This window comes from Escherichia sp. WS568 (assembly GCF_046486085.1).
GTDB classification, from domain to species: Bacteria; Pseudomonadota; Gammaproteobacteria; order Enterobacterales; family Enterobacteriaceae; genus Escherichia; species Escherichia coli.
In genome coordinates, this window is record NZ_JBJQMC010000011.1 from 30,108 (window position 1) to 44,968 (window position 14,861).

Annotated in this window: 11 protein-coding genes, 1 tRNA gene and 2 pseudogenes; 8 read left to right on the forward strand and 6 right to left on the reverse strand. The window is 47.3% G+C overall.

What is annotated here, in order from left to right; genetic code table 11:
* Positions 1-45: 45 nt before the first annotated feature.
* From ACJHWR_RS13780 to ACJHWR_RS13795, 4 genes and pseudogenes are all read right to left on the reverse strand, one after another.
* The gene (locus tag ACJHWR_RS13780; RefSeq protein WP_001120794.1) at positions 46-165 is read right to left on the reverse strand and encodes a hypothetical protein; all 120 of its coding nucleotides are present in this window, start codon (positions 163-165) and stop codon (positions 46-48) included.
* A 223-nt stretch (positions 166-388) separates the two neighbouring features.
* Positions 389-556, reverse strand: a pseudogene (locus ACJHWR_RS13785) (recombinase family protein); the annotation flags it as partial.
* 360 nt (positions 557-916) lie between these two features.
* A pseudogene (locus ACJHWR_RS13790) lies at positions 917-2,356 on the reverse strand (DUF5507 domain-containing protein).
* 756 nt (positions 2,357-3,112) lie between these two features.
* A tRNA-Ile gene (locus ACJHWR_RS13795) sits at positions 3,113-3,188 on the reverse strand.
* Positions 3,189-3,744: 556 nt separating this feature from the next.
* Here ACJHWR_RS13795 and ACJHWR_RS13800 point away from each other — a divergent pair.
* The 7 genes from ACJHWR_RS13800 to csiR all read left to right on the forward strand — a co-directional run bounded on the left by ACJHWR_RS13800 (position 3,745) and on the right by csiR (position 13,684).
* Positions 3,745-5,997: an alpha-amylase family glycosyl hydrolase gene (locus ACJHWR_RS13800; protein ID WP_000491427.1), complete on the forward strand. Its 2,253-nt coding sequence runs from the start codon at positions 3,745-3,747 to the stop codon at positions 5,995-5,997.
* 336 nt (positions 5,998-6,333) lie between these two features.
* On the forward strand, positions 6,334-7,311 hold the full coding sequence (gene glaH, locus ACJHWR_RS13805) for a glutarate dioxygenase GlaH (RefSeq protein WP_000993114.1): 978 nt from the start codon (positions 6,334-6,336) through the stop codon (positions 7,309-7,311).
* Between the two features lie 19 nt (positions 7,312-7,330).
* Positions 7,331-8,599, forward strand: a complete 1,269-nt coding sequence (gene lhgO / locus ACJHWR_RS13810; RefSeq protein ID WP_000272000.1) for an L-2-hydroxyglutarate oxidase — start codon at positions 7,331-7,333, stop codon at positions 8,597-8,599.
* Between the two features lie 22 nt (positions 8,600-8,621).
* Entirely contained in the window at positions 8,622-10,070 is a 1,449-nt protein-coding gene (gene gabD, locus ACJHWR_RS13815) for an NADP-dependent succinate-semialdehyde dehydrogenase (RefSeq protein ID WP_000772867.1), read from the forward strand.
* A gap of 13 nt (positions 10,071-10,083) precedes the next feature.
* The gene (gene gabT / locus ACJHWR_RS13820; protein ID WP_000097656.1) at positions 10,084-11,364 is read left to right on the forward strand and encodes a 4-aminobutyrate--2-oxoglutarate transaminase; all 1,281 of its coding nucleotides are present in this window, start codon (positions 10,084-10,086) and stop codon (positions 11,362-11,364) included.
* Between the two features lie 236 nt (positions 11,365-11,600).
* Complete coding sequence (gene gabP, locus ACJHWR_RS13825) at positions 11,601-13,001, forward strand: GABA permease (RefSeq protein WP_001295173.1); 1,401 nt, start codon at positions 11,601-11,603, stop codon at positions 12,999-13,001.
* Between the two features lie 20 nt (positions 13,002-13,021).
* The gene (gene csiR, locus ACJHWR_RS13830; RefSeq protein WP_000156811.1) at positions 13,022-13,684 is read left to right on the forward strand and encodes a DNA-binding transcriptional regulator CsiR; all 663 of its coding nucleotides are present in this window, start codon (positions 13,022-13,024) and stop codon (positions 13,682-13,684) included.
* On the opposite strand, the gene kbp is transcribed toward csiR, so the two are convergent.
* Together kbp and ACJHWR_RS13840 are read right to left on the reverse strand one after the other, a co-directional pair.
* Complete coding sequence (gene kbp, locus ACJHWR_RS13835) at positions 13,685-14,134, reverse strand: potassium binding protein Kbp (RefSeq protein ID WP_000522413.1); 450 nt, start codon at positions 14,132-14,134, stop codon at positions 13,685-13,687.
* 83 nt (positions 14,135-14,217) lie between these two features.
* Entirely contained in the window at positions 14,218-14,376 is a 159-nt protein-coding gene (locus ACJHWR_RS13840; RefSeq protein ID WP_000508177.1) for a YqaE/Pmp3 family membrane protein, read from the reverse strand.
* 182 nt (positions 14,377-14,558) lie between these two features.
* Between ACJHWR_RS13840 and ACJHWR_RS13845 the strand changes: the two genes are divergently transcribed.
* Positions 14,559-14,858: an ArsR/SmtB family transcription factor gene (locus tag ACJHWR_RS13845; protein ID WP_000137279.1), complete on the forward strand. Its 300-nt coding sequence runs from the start codon at positions 14,559-14,561 to the stop codon at positions 14,856-14,858.
* Positions 14,859-14,861: the final 3 nt, after the last annotated feature.

Genomic DNA, 14,861 nt, shown 5'->3' on the forward strand with positions numbered 1-14,861 from the left:
GTGAATACTGAGTAGCGTTTAAGCGACCTTAGCTTTGCTGCAACATCAGCCCACAGGCACCAGACCAGGGGATTCATCCTGAAGAGACAGCGCAAGTGTATTGTGTTCACCGCTCATCAAAGACATCATGATGAAATGATGATATTCCGCATAAGAATGAGGCATTTTTTAAACGCAGTGCGCTGAAGTGTGGTTGGATAAAAAAGTCAATCTATTCAGGAAACACGGGCGTATTCTTTTCTTTCGACAATCAGGCAGTCGGCAAAATAAAATGATTTACATAATCGTTTCTGATGAATATCTTCTGCTCACATAAAAATCACACAATAACTCTGAGATCGCAGATTGTTTTACTTTTACAGCTTCCGTCCCCCCATTGTTGGGCAAATATAGATTGGGCCAGAGCACGAAAGTTAATACCACGTTCGCACAGCTCCTCCAACAGCACGACAAGATGCCACATACTGCGCCCCAGTCGGTTCAGTTTACAGACTAGCAGTGCGTCCCCTACCGATAATGTCCTGAGCCGTTTGTTCTGTCCGGGCCTGCTGCCACGGTTATGCGCTGCAGTGGTAACTCTAAGCACGCAGTTATTCAGTCAGGCGTGGTGCACCGTAACGCTGGTATTGCTGGGTAAGATCAAAAAACTTTCAAGCAGCTAAGGAAAGTTGAACCAGACATTAGATGAAATATTTCAACCAATTACAGCACCAGTTCAGACACCGCCAACTTATCAAATAAATCAAGGGATTACGTGAAATCGCAGCCCCTTTTACTTTGGTAGTGACAGCAAAATGGATGCAGTGTGAAGAATAATCCCGTTTACTCAATCAATAATACATATTATTTCAATCTACGTTATTATCTCTTTGTAAAAATCGCCATTTATTTATCATTGAAAACTGCTTTTAGAACTTTATACAAGGGGACTATTCTCCACGGGATCATCCTTAGTGGAAGGATCATCAAAGTCATCATCCATAAATAAAATATCATCGAATGGTGCCACGCCCGTGATGAGTTTTATTTTTTTATTACGATCAGACAAGACTCCACTTAAACCGTTTTCGCTGACGCGTTCTAATGATTTTTCATTACTCTTGTTGTAAGCAGGCGCATTAAAAATACATGGAGTATCAAGATCAAACAATGACGTCCCCCAGTTCACATATTGAATATCATAGTTACTGAAGTTCTGTCCAGAAAAGAAGCATCCCTTAAAATCCAACCCACCTAAATTATATAAACCACCCTCTCCTTTTTGTAGAGCAATGTTAATTCTGGCTATCTCCCGGACAAAACTTCCTTTTTTGTATTTGAATACCGTTTCAAGATTTTCCCCAGGCAGTTTGACTTCTGGGAATAATTTGAAATTAAACCCTACATCATTATTATTCAAAGTAGATGAACGAAAGATGGAAAAAGCTTGCAGTGCTGAATTATAGCTTTCGATTTTATCTTGAGGCTGCGCTCTTGGTAAAAATATATAGCAGCACTCATAAAAATTGAATAAACGCTCTGAAGAATTTCCATTTTTATCAAATAATATCCCACGGAACTCCTTCACAAAGGCATCCGTTATTTTTTGAATATCTATGGTGTGTTCCTTTGACTCTGACAAAGATGGAGCCTGTTGAAGTGCATTGCTTATCTGGTTAAGGAACATCTGCATTTCTTTCAATTTATCTCCATAGTGGCCTTTAACTTGCTGAGAGTTTTTAGTTACAGGTGAAACTTTATATATTTGGTTGTCATATAAATTATGTGGTTCCACACAGACATTTGTTGGCGTTTCTAAAATAACACTACGCCTTCTACCTGGCTGAAGTGAACCAACATGAAAATCACTTTTTCTTATATTATCGAAAATGTTCTATTCATTTCTTTTATGGTATTCAAAAAACTGATCAACATTATTTTTATTCGATGACAGGTCAGTTTCAGAAACCGCATTTTCTTTGTTCTCCAGCTTTAGTTTAATGAGAAGATCTTCCCACTCCTACTTGCTTAAACATACTACGTCAGGCTCACCATCAGTAACTAACTCTTCATTATTATCAAAGTGTACGTTGAATACTTTTAAGTTATTTTCATCAACATCATATTTAATACGTTTTAATTGTTCTCCAGCTCCCATAATGACAAAGGCGTTGCCTTCTTGATATATACATTCAGACATTATTTTTTGTAAAGTTTCAAGAACACCGCGATACATCCCTGAGGCAGCTTCCTTACAAATTAAATTTATAATACTATAAGCTAGTAGCTCCATGGGGTTGGAAGAATTGTTTTCATTACAACTTCCACTACCCAAAACTGTATTAACGTTATGACCATTACTTTTACTAACTAACATTGTCTATTCCTCAGTTAATGTCTACATGGCTATGTTTAACGTTATTACTGTTTGTCACTATAAAAAACCGCTCATTTGAGACAATTGCTGACATTAACTGTTTCACTTGCTACGCATGGACTTTTTAATTAAATTAGCACAAGAATGTTAAATTTAATAAACAAAAAGTTATTTCGCTGTATGATAAAAACCAACCGTTATGATTTATTAGTGGAATTCGTTTTTCGAGTGTTAGAAATTTATATCTAAATAGCGTTAATTAATGAGCAAAGCCAGACTCCTGTAACGCTCATAAGACTCATCTGCCTGCGACGGGTGGTCTGGTCAGTAGTAGATGTTTAAGGCGTGGCAGAGACATTTCATCCTTACTCTACGGCATTGGTCCACATACAAATCGTGGTTGTGACACTTCACTTATCATCAGTGAGCGAACAGAGAATAGTTCAGTGATTTGAGTAATTAACCTGATTAAATGAAAAGGCATGATAAATGATAATACTCTGGCTTTATCGTTAATTACTTAATTCCACATGTAAGCAATTTGCCCGCTTGGCATAGCGGGCATTTTTTCCAGGTACTTTTGAATAAGTACTGATGGATAAATACATTGCAGTGGCGTGCCACGTACCAAAACACCAGCCCTCATTCGAAACCACCTACCGCACTGCTTCTTTAAAATGGCGTTAGTCGTGAAATATTGACCGCCATCGAGTCCCCCTTGTAACCTTAACTCTTCCTGATACATGAATGATGATTTGGTGGCCCCTGCTGGACTTGAACCAGCGACCAGGCGATTATGAGTCGCCTGCTCTAACCACTGAGCTAAAGGGCCTTGAGTATGCAATAACAATACTTATAAACCAAGCAATAAACATGATGATTATATGATGTAAATAAGAGATTTTATGCGTTCTCATCCATCCTGGGTCGTAATTACACGCGACATAAATCCCGACACCGCTTCCATTCGCAAAGTCGATACTCGCAGTCAACAAGCATGTTAATAATAAGCACTATCTATAGTTATCATCGATTCAATGATAGTTTGTAATGATTTTGTATCTAATAATATAACTTTATTACATTAGCTGAAGAGTTTTCGCATCATGATGATATCTGTTACTTTTCACTCCATAAAAATAAACTTCATATAGCAATATATTCTTTTATAGAACTTATTCTGCTAATCATTAGTTTCGTATGAGCGATTTTTGACAGTTGCCTCTCCAGACCACATCGATAATTAAAAAAACAGATTTAAGCATTATCCTTTTCCATATGAATATTGGATAAAAGTAGGACATCTGTTTGCAATTACTTTCACAACAATTAAACATTTTTATGTTTCCGTATACACCTTATTACTCTACCATTAGAGGAACTTTATTATGTTTTCTATAAAACCAGGACCAAGAAATTTACCTATCGACAACCCCACATTGTTATCATGGAACATTACTGACGGGGATCTAAATTCCAAATTAAATACATTAGAATATCTAAACTGTATAACAAATATTATTAATGCTTGTGGAGTTTATCCTCAGGATTTAAAAGACAGAGAAATTATATCAACTTTTCACGCAGAAAAAGTCATTAATGATCTGTTAAAAAACGATTATAAAATTTCCCTTTCTCCAGATACAACTTACCGAGAGCTGAATAAAGCTGCACAGCGTAGCATTACAGCGCCAGACAGGATAGGAGAAGGGAAAACATGGGTTTATCAACGAGATACAATGGTTGAAAGAGGTGATAACAGCAGCGTTCATCAGTATGGTCCAGCTGAACATTTCACTCACATTATATCTGACAAACCATCCCCAAAAGATAAGTATGTTGCATATGCTATTAACATTCCTGACTATGAGCTGGCAGCCGATGTATATAATATTAACGTGACGTCACCTTCCGGACAGCAAGAAACATTTAAAATACTAATCAATCCAGAACATCTACGGCAAACACTTGAGCGTAAATCTCTTACTGCTGTTCAGAAATCACAATGTGAAATCATCACCCCCAAAAAACCTGGCGAAGCGATTCTTCATGCTTTTAATGCCACCTACCAGCAAATCAGGGAAAATATGTCTGAGTTTGCACGTTCCCATTATGGGTATATACAAATTCCTCCAGTGACAACTTTCCGCGCCGACGGACCAGAAACTCCCGAAGAAGAAAAAGGTTACTGGTTTCACGCTTATCAACCCGAAGATCTTTGTACCATCCATAATCCAATGGGAGATTTGCAGGATTTTATCGCATTGGTTAAAGATGCTAAAAAATTTGGTATCGATATCATTCCTGATTATACCTTTAACTTTATGGGAATTGGGGGTAGTGGTAAAAATGACCTGGATTATCCCTCTGCTGATATACGAGCGAAGATCAGTAAAGATATAGAAAGTGGTATCCCTGGCTATTGGCAAGGTCAGGTTTTGATTCCATTTACTATAGATCCAGTAACAAAAGAACGTAAACAAATCCATCCAGAAGATATACATCTCACTGCAAAAGACTTTGAAACAAGTAAAGATAACATCTCTAAGGATGAATGGGAAAACCTCCATGCATTAAAAGAAAAGCGTTTAAATGGAATGCCTAAAACAACCCCCAAAAGTGACCAGGTTATTATGTTGCAAAATCAATACGTTCGTGAAATGCGAAAATATGGCGTACGAGGTTTACGTTACGATGCAGCAAAACACTCAAAACATGAACAAATAGAAAGATCAATAACTCCACCGCTTACAATTTATAATGAGCGATTACACAATACTAACTTATTTAAGCCAATATATCATGAAAAAGCCGTTATGAATTACATGGAATACCTGGTAACTTGTCAGTTGGATGAAGAACAAATGTCATCGCTGCTTTATGAAAGAGATGATTTAAGCGCCATTGATTTTTCATTGCTCATGAAGACGATAAAAGCCTTTTCATTTGGTGGCGATCTCCAAACCCTTGCATCAAAACCGGGTTCAACAATCTCAAGCATCCCGTCAAAAAGACGGATATTGATTAACATTAACCACGATTTTCCTAACAATGGCAATCTTTTCAATGACTTTCTATTTAACCATCAACAAGATGAACAATTAGCAATGGCATATATGGCCGCTCTCCCGTTCAGCAGGCCTTTAGTTTACTGGGATGGCCAAGTATTAAAATCAACGACTGAAATTAAAAATTATGATGGGTCGACGCGTGTCGGCGGTGAGGCGTGGCTTAATAAAGGTTGCTCTACCTATCAGCAGCTCTACAATGAATTCCACGCATTATATATAGATAAAGCAGGAATATGGAGCGCATTTGAGGGTGTATTTGCAACTAAAAACGTTCTGGCCTTTAGTCGTGGGGATTCTGTGAACATTAATCACTCTCCTCATGATGGACTAGTTATAATAAATAAAGGAAACGAAGAAGTTGAAGGTACCTGGCCTAACAAATTGCAACCTGGAATATATAAAAACATGGGGAGTAATAGCGTTAACATTATTATTAATAATACCCGAAAAATTATCCCCCCTGGTAAAGCATTTATGCTTAGAGGCGGAACTCTAAATATCAATATTCCTGGGCGTAGCGCTCTTCTTTTAGGGAAAACTGGAGAACCGCCGAACTATCTCTATTTGTAATTTAATGTTATATCTGCCCCGCTAAAACGGGGCAGATAATATGTTTAGTTTACTAACGGTCATTTTGCAGTGAAGCCATTTACCGTTTTTTATCGACCAGAAAATCTGTTCTCTGATGGTAATCCACCCCTAACCTGTTGCTTTAGTTATTCATTTCCTGTCTCACTTTGCCTTAATACCCTACGTTAAATGTTACCAATTTGTTGCTTTTGATCACAATAAGAAAACAATATGGCGCATTTGTGCGCATTTTTCAGAAATGTAGATATTTTTAGATTATGGCTACGAAATGAGCATCGCCATGTCACCCTACATCTCATAAGAGGATCGCTTCTGATGAATGCACTGACCGCCGTACAAAATAACGCTGTCGATTCAGGCCAGGACTATAGCGGATTCACTCTCATCCCGTCGGCGCAATCCCCGCGTCTGCTGGAACTCACCTTCACCGAACAGACGACCAAACAGTTTCTCGAACAGGTTGCCGAATGGCCCGTGCAGGCGCTGGAGTACAAATCTTTTCTGCGTTTTCGGGTAGGCAAAATTCTTGACGATCTGTGTGCGAACCAGCTGCAACCATTGCTGTTGAAGACCCTGCTAAACCGTGCTGAAGGTGCGCTGTTGATCAATGCGGTGGGTGTCGATGATGTGAAGCAAGCGGATGAGATGGTGAAGCTGGCAACGGCGGTAGCGCATCTGATTGGCCGTTCCAATTTCGATGCGATGAGCGGTCAGTATTACGCGCGTTTTGTAGTGAAAAATGTCGATAACTCAGACAGCTATCTGCGTCAGCCGCACCGCGTAATGGAGCTGCACAACGACGGCACCTACGTCGAAGAGATCACCGACTATGTGCTGATGATGAAAATCGACGAGCAGAACATGCAGGGTGGAAATTCGTTGCTGCTGCATCTCGATGACTGGGAACATCTGGACCACTATTTCCGCCACCCGCTGGCGCGTCGCCCGATGCGCTTTGCCGCGCCGCCGAGCAAAAACGTCAGCAAAGATGTTTTCCATCCAGTGTTCGACGTTGATCAACAGGGTCGCCCGGTGATGCGTTATATCGACCAGTTCGTCCAGCCAAAAGACTTCGAAGAAGGCGTGTGGCTGAGTGAGCTTTCCGATGCCATTGAAACCAGCAAAGGCATTCTTTCTGTGCCCGTTCCCGTTGGCAAATTCCTGTTGATTAACAATCTATTCTGGCTGCACGGTCGCGACCGCTTTACTCCGCACCCGGATCTGCGCCGTGAACTGATGCGTCAGCGTGGCTATTTCGCTTACGCCACTAACCACTACCAGACGCATCAGTAAGCGCAAAGGAATTGAGCGGATGTATGATTTTGTGATTATTGGCGGCGGCATCATCGGCATGTCGACCGCCATGCAACTGATTGATGTTTATCCGGATGCCCGCATTGCGTTGCTGGAAAAAGAGTCCGGCCCGGCCTTTCATCAGACGGGCCACAACAGCGGCGTGATCCATGCCGGGGTCTATTACACGCCCGGTAGCCTGAAGGCACAGTTTTGCCTGGCGGGAAACCGCGCCACCAAAGCCTTTTGCGATCAAAACGGCATTCGCTATGACAACTGCGGCAAGATGCTGGTCGCCACCTCTGAACTCGAAATGGAACGGATGCGCGCGTTGTGGGAACGCACGGCGGCGAACGGTATCGAGCGCGAGTGGTTAAACGCCGAGGAACTGCGCGAGCGCGAACCGAATATCACCGGGCTCGGCGGCATTTTTGTGCCGTCCAGCGGCATTGTCAGCTATCGCGAAGTGACGGCGGCGATGGCAAAAATCTTCCAGGCCAGAGGCGGCGAGATTATTTATAACGCCGAAGTCAGCGCCCTCAGTGAGCATAAAAACGGCGTGGTGATACGTACCCGTCAGGGCGGTGAATATGAAGCATCGACGCTGATTAGCTGTTCCGGGCTGATGGCTGACCGGCTGGTGAAAATGCTCGGCCTCGAACCGGGCTTTATTATCTGCCCGTTCCGTGGCGAGTATTTCCGCCTTGCGCCGGAGCATAACCAGATTGTTAACCACCTGATTTACCCCATTCCCGACCCCGCGATGCCATTTTTGGGCGTGCATCTCACCCGCATGATCGATGGCAGCGTGACCGTCGGGCCAAACGCGGTGCTGGCTTTTAAACGCGAAGGCTATCGCAAGCGCGATTTCTCGTTTAGTGACACGCTGGAGATTTTAGGCTCGTCGGGGATTCGCCGGGTGCTGCAAAACCATCTACGCTCAGGATTGGGCGAGATGAAAAACTCGCTGTGCAAAAGCGGCTATCTGCGGCTGGTGCAAAAGTATTGTCCCCGGCTTTCGTTAAGCGATCTCCAGCCCTGGCCCGCAGGTGTGCGGGCGCAGGCGGTATCGCCGGACGGCAAGCTGATTGACGATTTTCTGTTTGTCACCACCCCGCGCACGATCCACACCTGCAATGCGCCCTCCCCGGCAGCGACATCAGCAATTCCTATTGGTGCGCATATTGTCAGCAAGGTACAAACGCTGTTGGCAAGCCAGAGTAACCCCGGACGCACGCTGCGAGCGGCACGTAGTGTGGATGCCTTACACGCCGCATTTAATCAATAACCTTTGAAAACAGGACGTAACAATGAAACTTAACGACAGTAACTTATTCCGCCAGCAGGCGTTGATTAACGGGGAATGGCTGGACGCCAACAATGGCGAGGTCATCGACGTCACCAATCCGGCGAACGGCGACAAGCTGGGTAGCGTACCCAAAATGGGCGCTGATGAAACCCGCGCCGCTATCGACGCCGCCAACCGCGCTCTGCCCGCCTGGCGTGCGCTCACCGCCAAAGAACGCGCCAACATTCTGCGCAACTGGTTCAATTTGATGATGGAGCATCAGGACGATTTAGCGCGCCTGATGACCCTCGAACAGGGCAAACCACTGGCCGAAGCGAAAGGCGAAATCAGCTACGCCGCCTCATTTATTGAGTGGTTTGCTGAAGAAGGCAAACGTATTTATGGCGACACCATTCCCGGTCATCAGGCCGATAAACGCCTGATTGTTATCAAGCAGCCGATTGGCGTCACCGCGGCTATCACGCCGTGGAACTTCCCGGCGGCGATGATTACCCGTAAAGCAGGTCCGGCGCTGGCGGCAGGCTGCACGATGGTGCTGAAGCCCGCCAGTCAGACGCCGTTCTCTGCGCTGGCGCTGGCAGAACTGGCGATTCGCGCGGGCGTTCCGGCTGGCGTGTTTAACGTGGTCACCGGTTCGGCGGGCGCGGTCGGTAACGAACTGACCAGCAACCCGCTGGTGCGCAAGCTGTCGTTTACCGGCTCGACCGAAATTGGCCGCCAGTTAATGGAACAGTGCGCGAAAGACATCAAGAAAGTGTCGCTGGAGCTGGGCGGCAACGCGCCGTTTATCGTCTTTGACGATGCCGACCTCGACAAAGCCGTGGAAGGCGCACTGGCCTCGAAATTCCGCAACGCCGGGCAAACCTGCGTCTGCGCCAACCGTTTATACGTGCAGAACGGCGTGTATGACCGCTTTGCCGAAAAATTGCAGCAGGCGGTGAGCAAACTGCACATCGGCAACGGGCTGGAGAAAGGCGTCACCATCGGGCCGCTGATCGATGAAAAAGCGGTAGCAAAAGTGGAAGAGCATATTGCCGATGCGCTGGAGAAAGGCGCGCGCGTGGTTTGCGGCGGTAAAGCACATGAACGCGGCGGTAACTTCTTCCAGCCGACCATTCTGGTGGACGTTCCGGCTAACGCCAAAGTGTCGAAAGAAGAGACGTTCGGCCCCCTTGCCCCGCTATTCCGCTTTAAAGATGAAGCCGATGTGATTGCGCAGGCCAATGACACCGAGTTTGGCCTTGCCGCCTATTTCTACGCCCGTGATTTAAGCCGCGTCTTCCGCGTGGGCGAAGCGCTGGAGTACGGCATCGTCGGCATCAATACCGGCATTATTTCCAATGAAGTGGCCCCGTTCGGCGGCATTAAAGCCTCGGGTCTGGGTCGTGAAGGTTCGAAGTATGGCATCGAAGATTACTTAGAAATCAAATATATGTGCATCGGTCTTTAACTGGAGAACGCGAATGAGCAGCAATAAAGAGTTAATGCAGCGCCGCAGTCAGGCGATTCCCCGTGGCGTTGGGCAAATTCACCCGATTTTCGCTGACCGCGCGGAAAACTGCCGGGTGTGGGACGTTGAAGGCCGTGAGTATCTTGATTTCGCGGGCGGGATTGCGGTGCTCAATACCGGGCACCTGCATCCGAAGGTGGTGGCCGCGGTGGAAGCGCAGTTGAAAAAACTGTCGCACACCTGCTTCCAGGTGCTGGCTTACGAGCCGTATCTGGAGCTGTGCGAGATTATGAATCAGAAGGTGCCGGGCGATTTCGCCAAGAAAACGCTGCTGGTTACGACCGGTTCCGAAGCGGTGGAAAACGCGGTGAAAATCGCCCGCGCCGCCACCAAACGTAGCGGCACCATCGCTTTTAGCGGCGCGTATCACGGGCGCACGCATTACACGCTGGCGCTGACCGGCAAGGTGAATCCGTACTCTGCGGGCATGGGGCTGATGCCGGGTCATGTTTATCGCGCGCTTTATCCTTGCCCGCTGCACGGCATAAGCGAGGATGACGCTATCGCCAGCATCCACCGGATCTTCAAAAATGATGCCGCGCCGGAAGATATCGCCGCCATCGTGATTGAGCCCGTTCAGGGCGAAGGCGGTTTCTACGCCGCGACGCCAGCCTTTATGCAGCGTTTACGCGCGCTGTGTGACGAGCACGGGATCATGCTGATTGCCGATGAAGTGCAGAGCGGCGCAGGGCGTACCGGCACGCTGTTTGCGATGGAGCAAATGGGCGTGGCACCAGATCTCACCACCTTTGCGAAATCGATCGCAGGCGGTTTCCCGCTGGCGGGCGTCACCGGGCGCGCGGAAGTGATGGACGCCGTCGCACCGGGCGGACTGGGTGGCACCTATGCCGGTAACCCGATTGCCTGCGTAGCGGCGCTGGAAGTGTTGAAGGTGTTCGAGCAGGAAAATCTGCTGCAAAAAGCCAACGTTCTGGGGCAGAAGCTGAAAGACGGATTGCTGGCGATCGCCGAAAAACACCCGGAGATCGGCGACGTACGCGGGCTGGGGGCGATGATCGCCATCGAGCTGTTTGAAGATGGCGATCCCAGCAAACCGGACGCAAAACTCACCGCCGAGATCGTGGCACGCGCCCGCGATAAGGGTCTGATTCTTCTCTCCTGCGGCCCGTATTACAACGTGCTGCGCATCCTTGTACCGCTCACCATTGAAGACGCTCAGATCCGTCAGGGTCTGGAGATCATCAGCCAGTGTTTTGCTGAGGCGAAGCTGTAGCACCGCACCATGCCGGAGGCGACGCTTTGCGGCTTGTCCGGCCTACGAGAATCCAGGTCGGATAAGGCGTTTACGCCGCATCCGACAATCTGTACGTGAACAGGAATAAATCTATGTCGGCCGGATAAGGCGGAGCCGCTCTCCGGCAAAAAGAACCAATAACAATTAAACGCGTGACCCGACGCGGGAAATGTCGGGGCGCTCTCCCAAGTGACACACTTTCGAGAGGATTCAGGATGGGGCAATCATCGCAACCACATGAGTTAGGCGGCGGGCTGAAGTCACGCCACGTCACCATGTTGTCTATTGCCGGTGTTATCGGCGCAAGTCTGTTTGTCGGTTCCAGCGTCGCCATCGCCGAAGCGGGCCCGGCGGTATTACTGGCCTATCTGTTCGCCGGATTACTGGTGGTTATGATTATGCGGATGTTGGCGGAAATGGCGGTTGCCACGCCCGATACCGGTTCGTTTTCCACCTATGCCGATAAAGCCATTGGCCGTTGGGCGGGCTATACCATCGGCTGGTTGTACTGGTGGTTTTGGGTACTGGTTATCCCACTGGAAGCCAACATCGCCGCCATGATCCTGCACTCGTGGGTTCCAGGCATTCCCATCTGGTTATTTTCCCTGGTCATTACCCTCGCCTTGACTGGCAGTAATTTATTAAGCGTTAAAAACTACGGCGAATTTGAGTTCTGGCTGGCGCTGTGCAAAGTCATCGCTATCCTGGCCTTTATTTTCCTTGGTGCAGTCGCAATTAGCGGTTTTTACCCTTATGCCGAAGTGAGCGGGATCTCAAGATTGTGGGATAGCGGCGGCTTTATGCCCAACGGCTTCGGTGCGGTATTAAGCGCGATGTTGATCACCATGTTCTCGTTTATGGGCGCAGAAATTGTCACTATTGCCGCCGCGGAATCTGACACGCCGGAAAAACATATTGTCCGCGCCACCAACTCGGTTATCTGGCGTATTTCTATCTTCTATTTGTGCTCTATTTTTGTCGTCGTGGCATTAATACCGTGGAATATGCCGGGGCTGAAAGCCGTTGGATCTTATCGCTCGGTTCTGGAGTTGCTCAATATTCCCCATGCGAAATTAATCATGGACTGCGTGATATTACTTTCCGTAACCAGTTGCCTGAACTCGGCGCTGTATACCGCTTCCAGAATGCTCTACTCCTTAAGCCGTCGCGGTGATGCGCCCGCGGTAATGGGTAAAATCAACCGCAGTAAAACCCCGTATGTGGCGGTATTACTCTCCACCGGCGCGGCATTTTTAACGGTGGTGGTGAATTATTACGCGCCTGCGAAAGTGTTTAAATTTCTGATCGACAGCTCCGGTGCTATCGCCCTGCTGGTTTATTTAGTCATCGCCGTTTCACAATTGCGGATGCGCAAAATTCTGCGAGCAGAAGGAAGCGAAATTCGCCTGCGGATGTGGCTTTATCCGTGGCTCACCTGGCTGGTCATCGGCTTTATTACCTTTGTGTTGGTAGTGATGCTATTCCGCCCGGCGCAACAGTTAGAAGTGATCTCCACCGGCTTATTAGCGATAGGGATTATCTGTACCGTGCCAATTATGGCTCGCTGGAAAAAGCTGGTATTGTGGCAAAAAACACCCGTTCATAATACGCGCTGATAATGATCAGGAGTCACACCATGACCATTACGTCTCTGGATGGCTATCGCTGGCTGAAGAACGATATTATTCGCGGTAATTTTCAACCGGATGAAAAATTACGGATGAGTTTGCTGACATCGCGTTATGCACTTGGCGTTGGGCCGTTACGGGAAGCTCTTTCGCAACTGGTGGCGGAACGGCTGGTCACGGTGGTGAATCAAAAAGGGTATCGGGTGGCGTCTATGTCAGAGCAGGAGCTGCTCGATATTTTCGACGCCCGCGCCAATATGGAAGCGATGCTGGTCAGTCTGGCGATTGCCCGCGGTGGCGATGAATGGGAGGCAGACGTTCTCGCAAAAGCGCATCTGCTCAGTAAGCTGGAGGCCTGTGACGCCAGTGAGAAAATGCTTGATGAGTGGGATCTTCGTCATCAGGCGTTTCATACTGCAATTGTGGCGGGCTGTGGTTCTCACTATTTGCTGCAAATGCGTGAACGGTTGTTTGATCTGGCGGCGCGCTATCGATTTATCTGGCTGCGGCGAACAGTGCTTTCGGTGGAGATGCTGGAGGATAAACACGATCAGCACCAGACCCTGACTGCGGCGGTACTGGCGCGAGATACCGCGCGCGCCAGTGAGTTAATGCGCCAGCATTTACTGACGCCAATTCCCATTATCCAGCAGGCGATGGCTGGCAATTAACTACTCTTCAGGAATACGCAACACTTGCCCCGGGTAAATTTTATCCGGGCTTTTTAGCATCGGTTTATTCGCTTCGAAGATTTTATTGTACAGATTGGCGTTACCGTAGACCTGTTTGGAAATGGCACTCAGAGTGTCGCCAGACTTAACGGTATAAAACTGGCTGGCAGCGGCTGGTGTCGCCGTTTTCACCTGATCATCGACACTGGCAATACCGGAAATATTCCCCACCGCAACAAGGATTTTCTCCTTCGCCTCCTGACTCAGGCCATCACCCGTGACCGTCGCTTTGCCGTCGGCGATTTGAATGTTCACTTTATCGGCATCAGGTATACCGGTTTTGTTCAGATGCTCCTGCACCTTCTTCGCCTGATCGTCTTTATCGTGCTGACCTGTAACCGCGTCCCAGAGTTTTTCTCCGGCATCTTTCACAAAATTGAACAGACCCATAGCTACCTCATTCGTTAACGGAAACACTCAGAAAGTGTAGCAGAGGAACGCGGCGCGTTAACGCCGCGGGGGTGAGGACAGGTTTAATCGCGGGTTTGCACCCAGAAAGCGTGAATCAAACCGGGGATATACCCAAGCAGTGTCAGCAGAATATTAATAATGAACGCCCAACCGAACCCTTTACCGAGCAGCACGCCGAGCGGCGGCAGAATGATGGTGATGACGATTCTCCAGAAACCCATATGTACTCCCTATAAGAAAATTACTCATTGTTTAAAAAGAGATTTTATCTCTTAAGCGTAGTAATTTTAGCGGAGCCTGCCAGTTTCAGCTTACGCTTTTACTCTCATTTACGCTGCTGATGCTGGCATATGTTATATTTTTAGTTTAGAGTTTTCTTAATTTAGAAAATACTTAAATAACTATGACTGAACTCGCGCAATTGCAGGCCAGTGCCGAACAGGCAGCGGCCTTATTGAAAGCAATGAGCCACCCTAAACGGTTGCTGATTCTGTGCATGCTTAGCGGTTCCCCCGGCACCAGTGCGGGAGAGCTGACGCGCATTACCGGACTGAGTGCCTCTGCGACATCACAGCATCTCGCTCGTATGCGGGACGAAGGGCTTATCGACAGACAACGGGATGCCCAACGCATTCTATATTCCATTAAAAATGAGGCGGTAAATGCCATTATCGCCACCCTGAAAAATGTCTATTGTCCGTAAGGA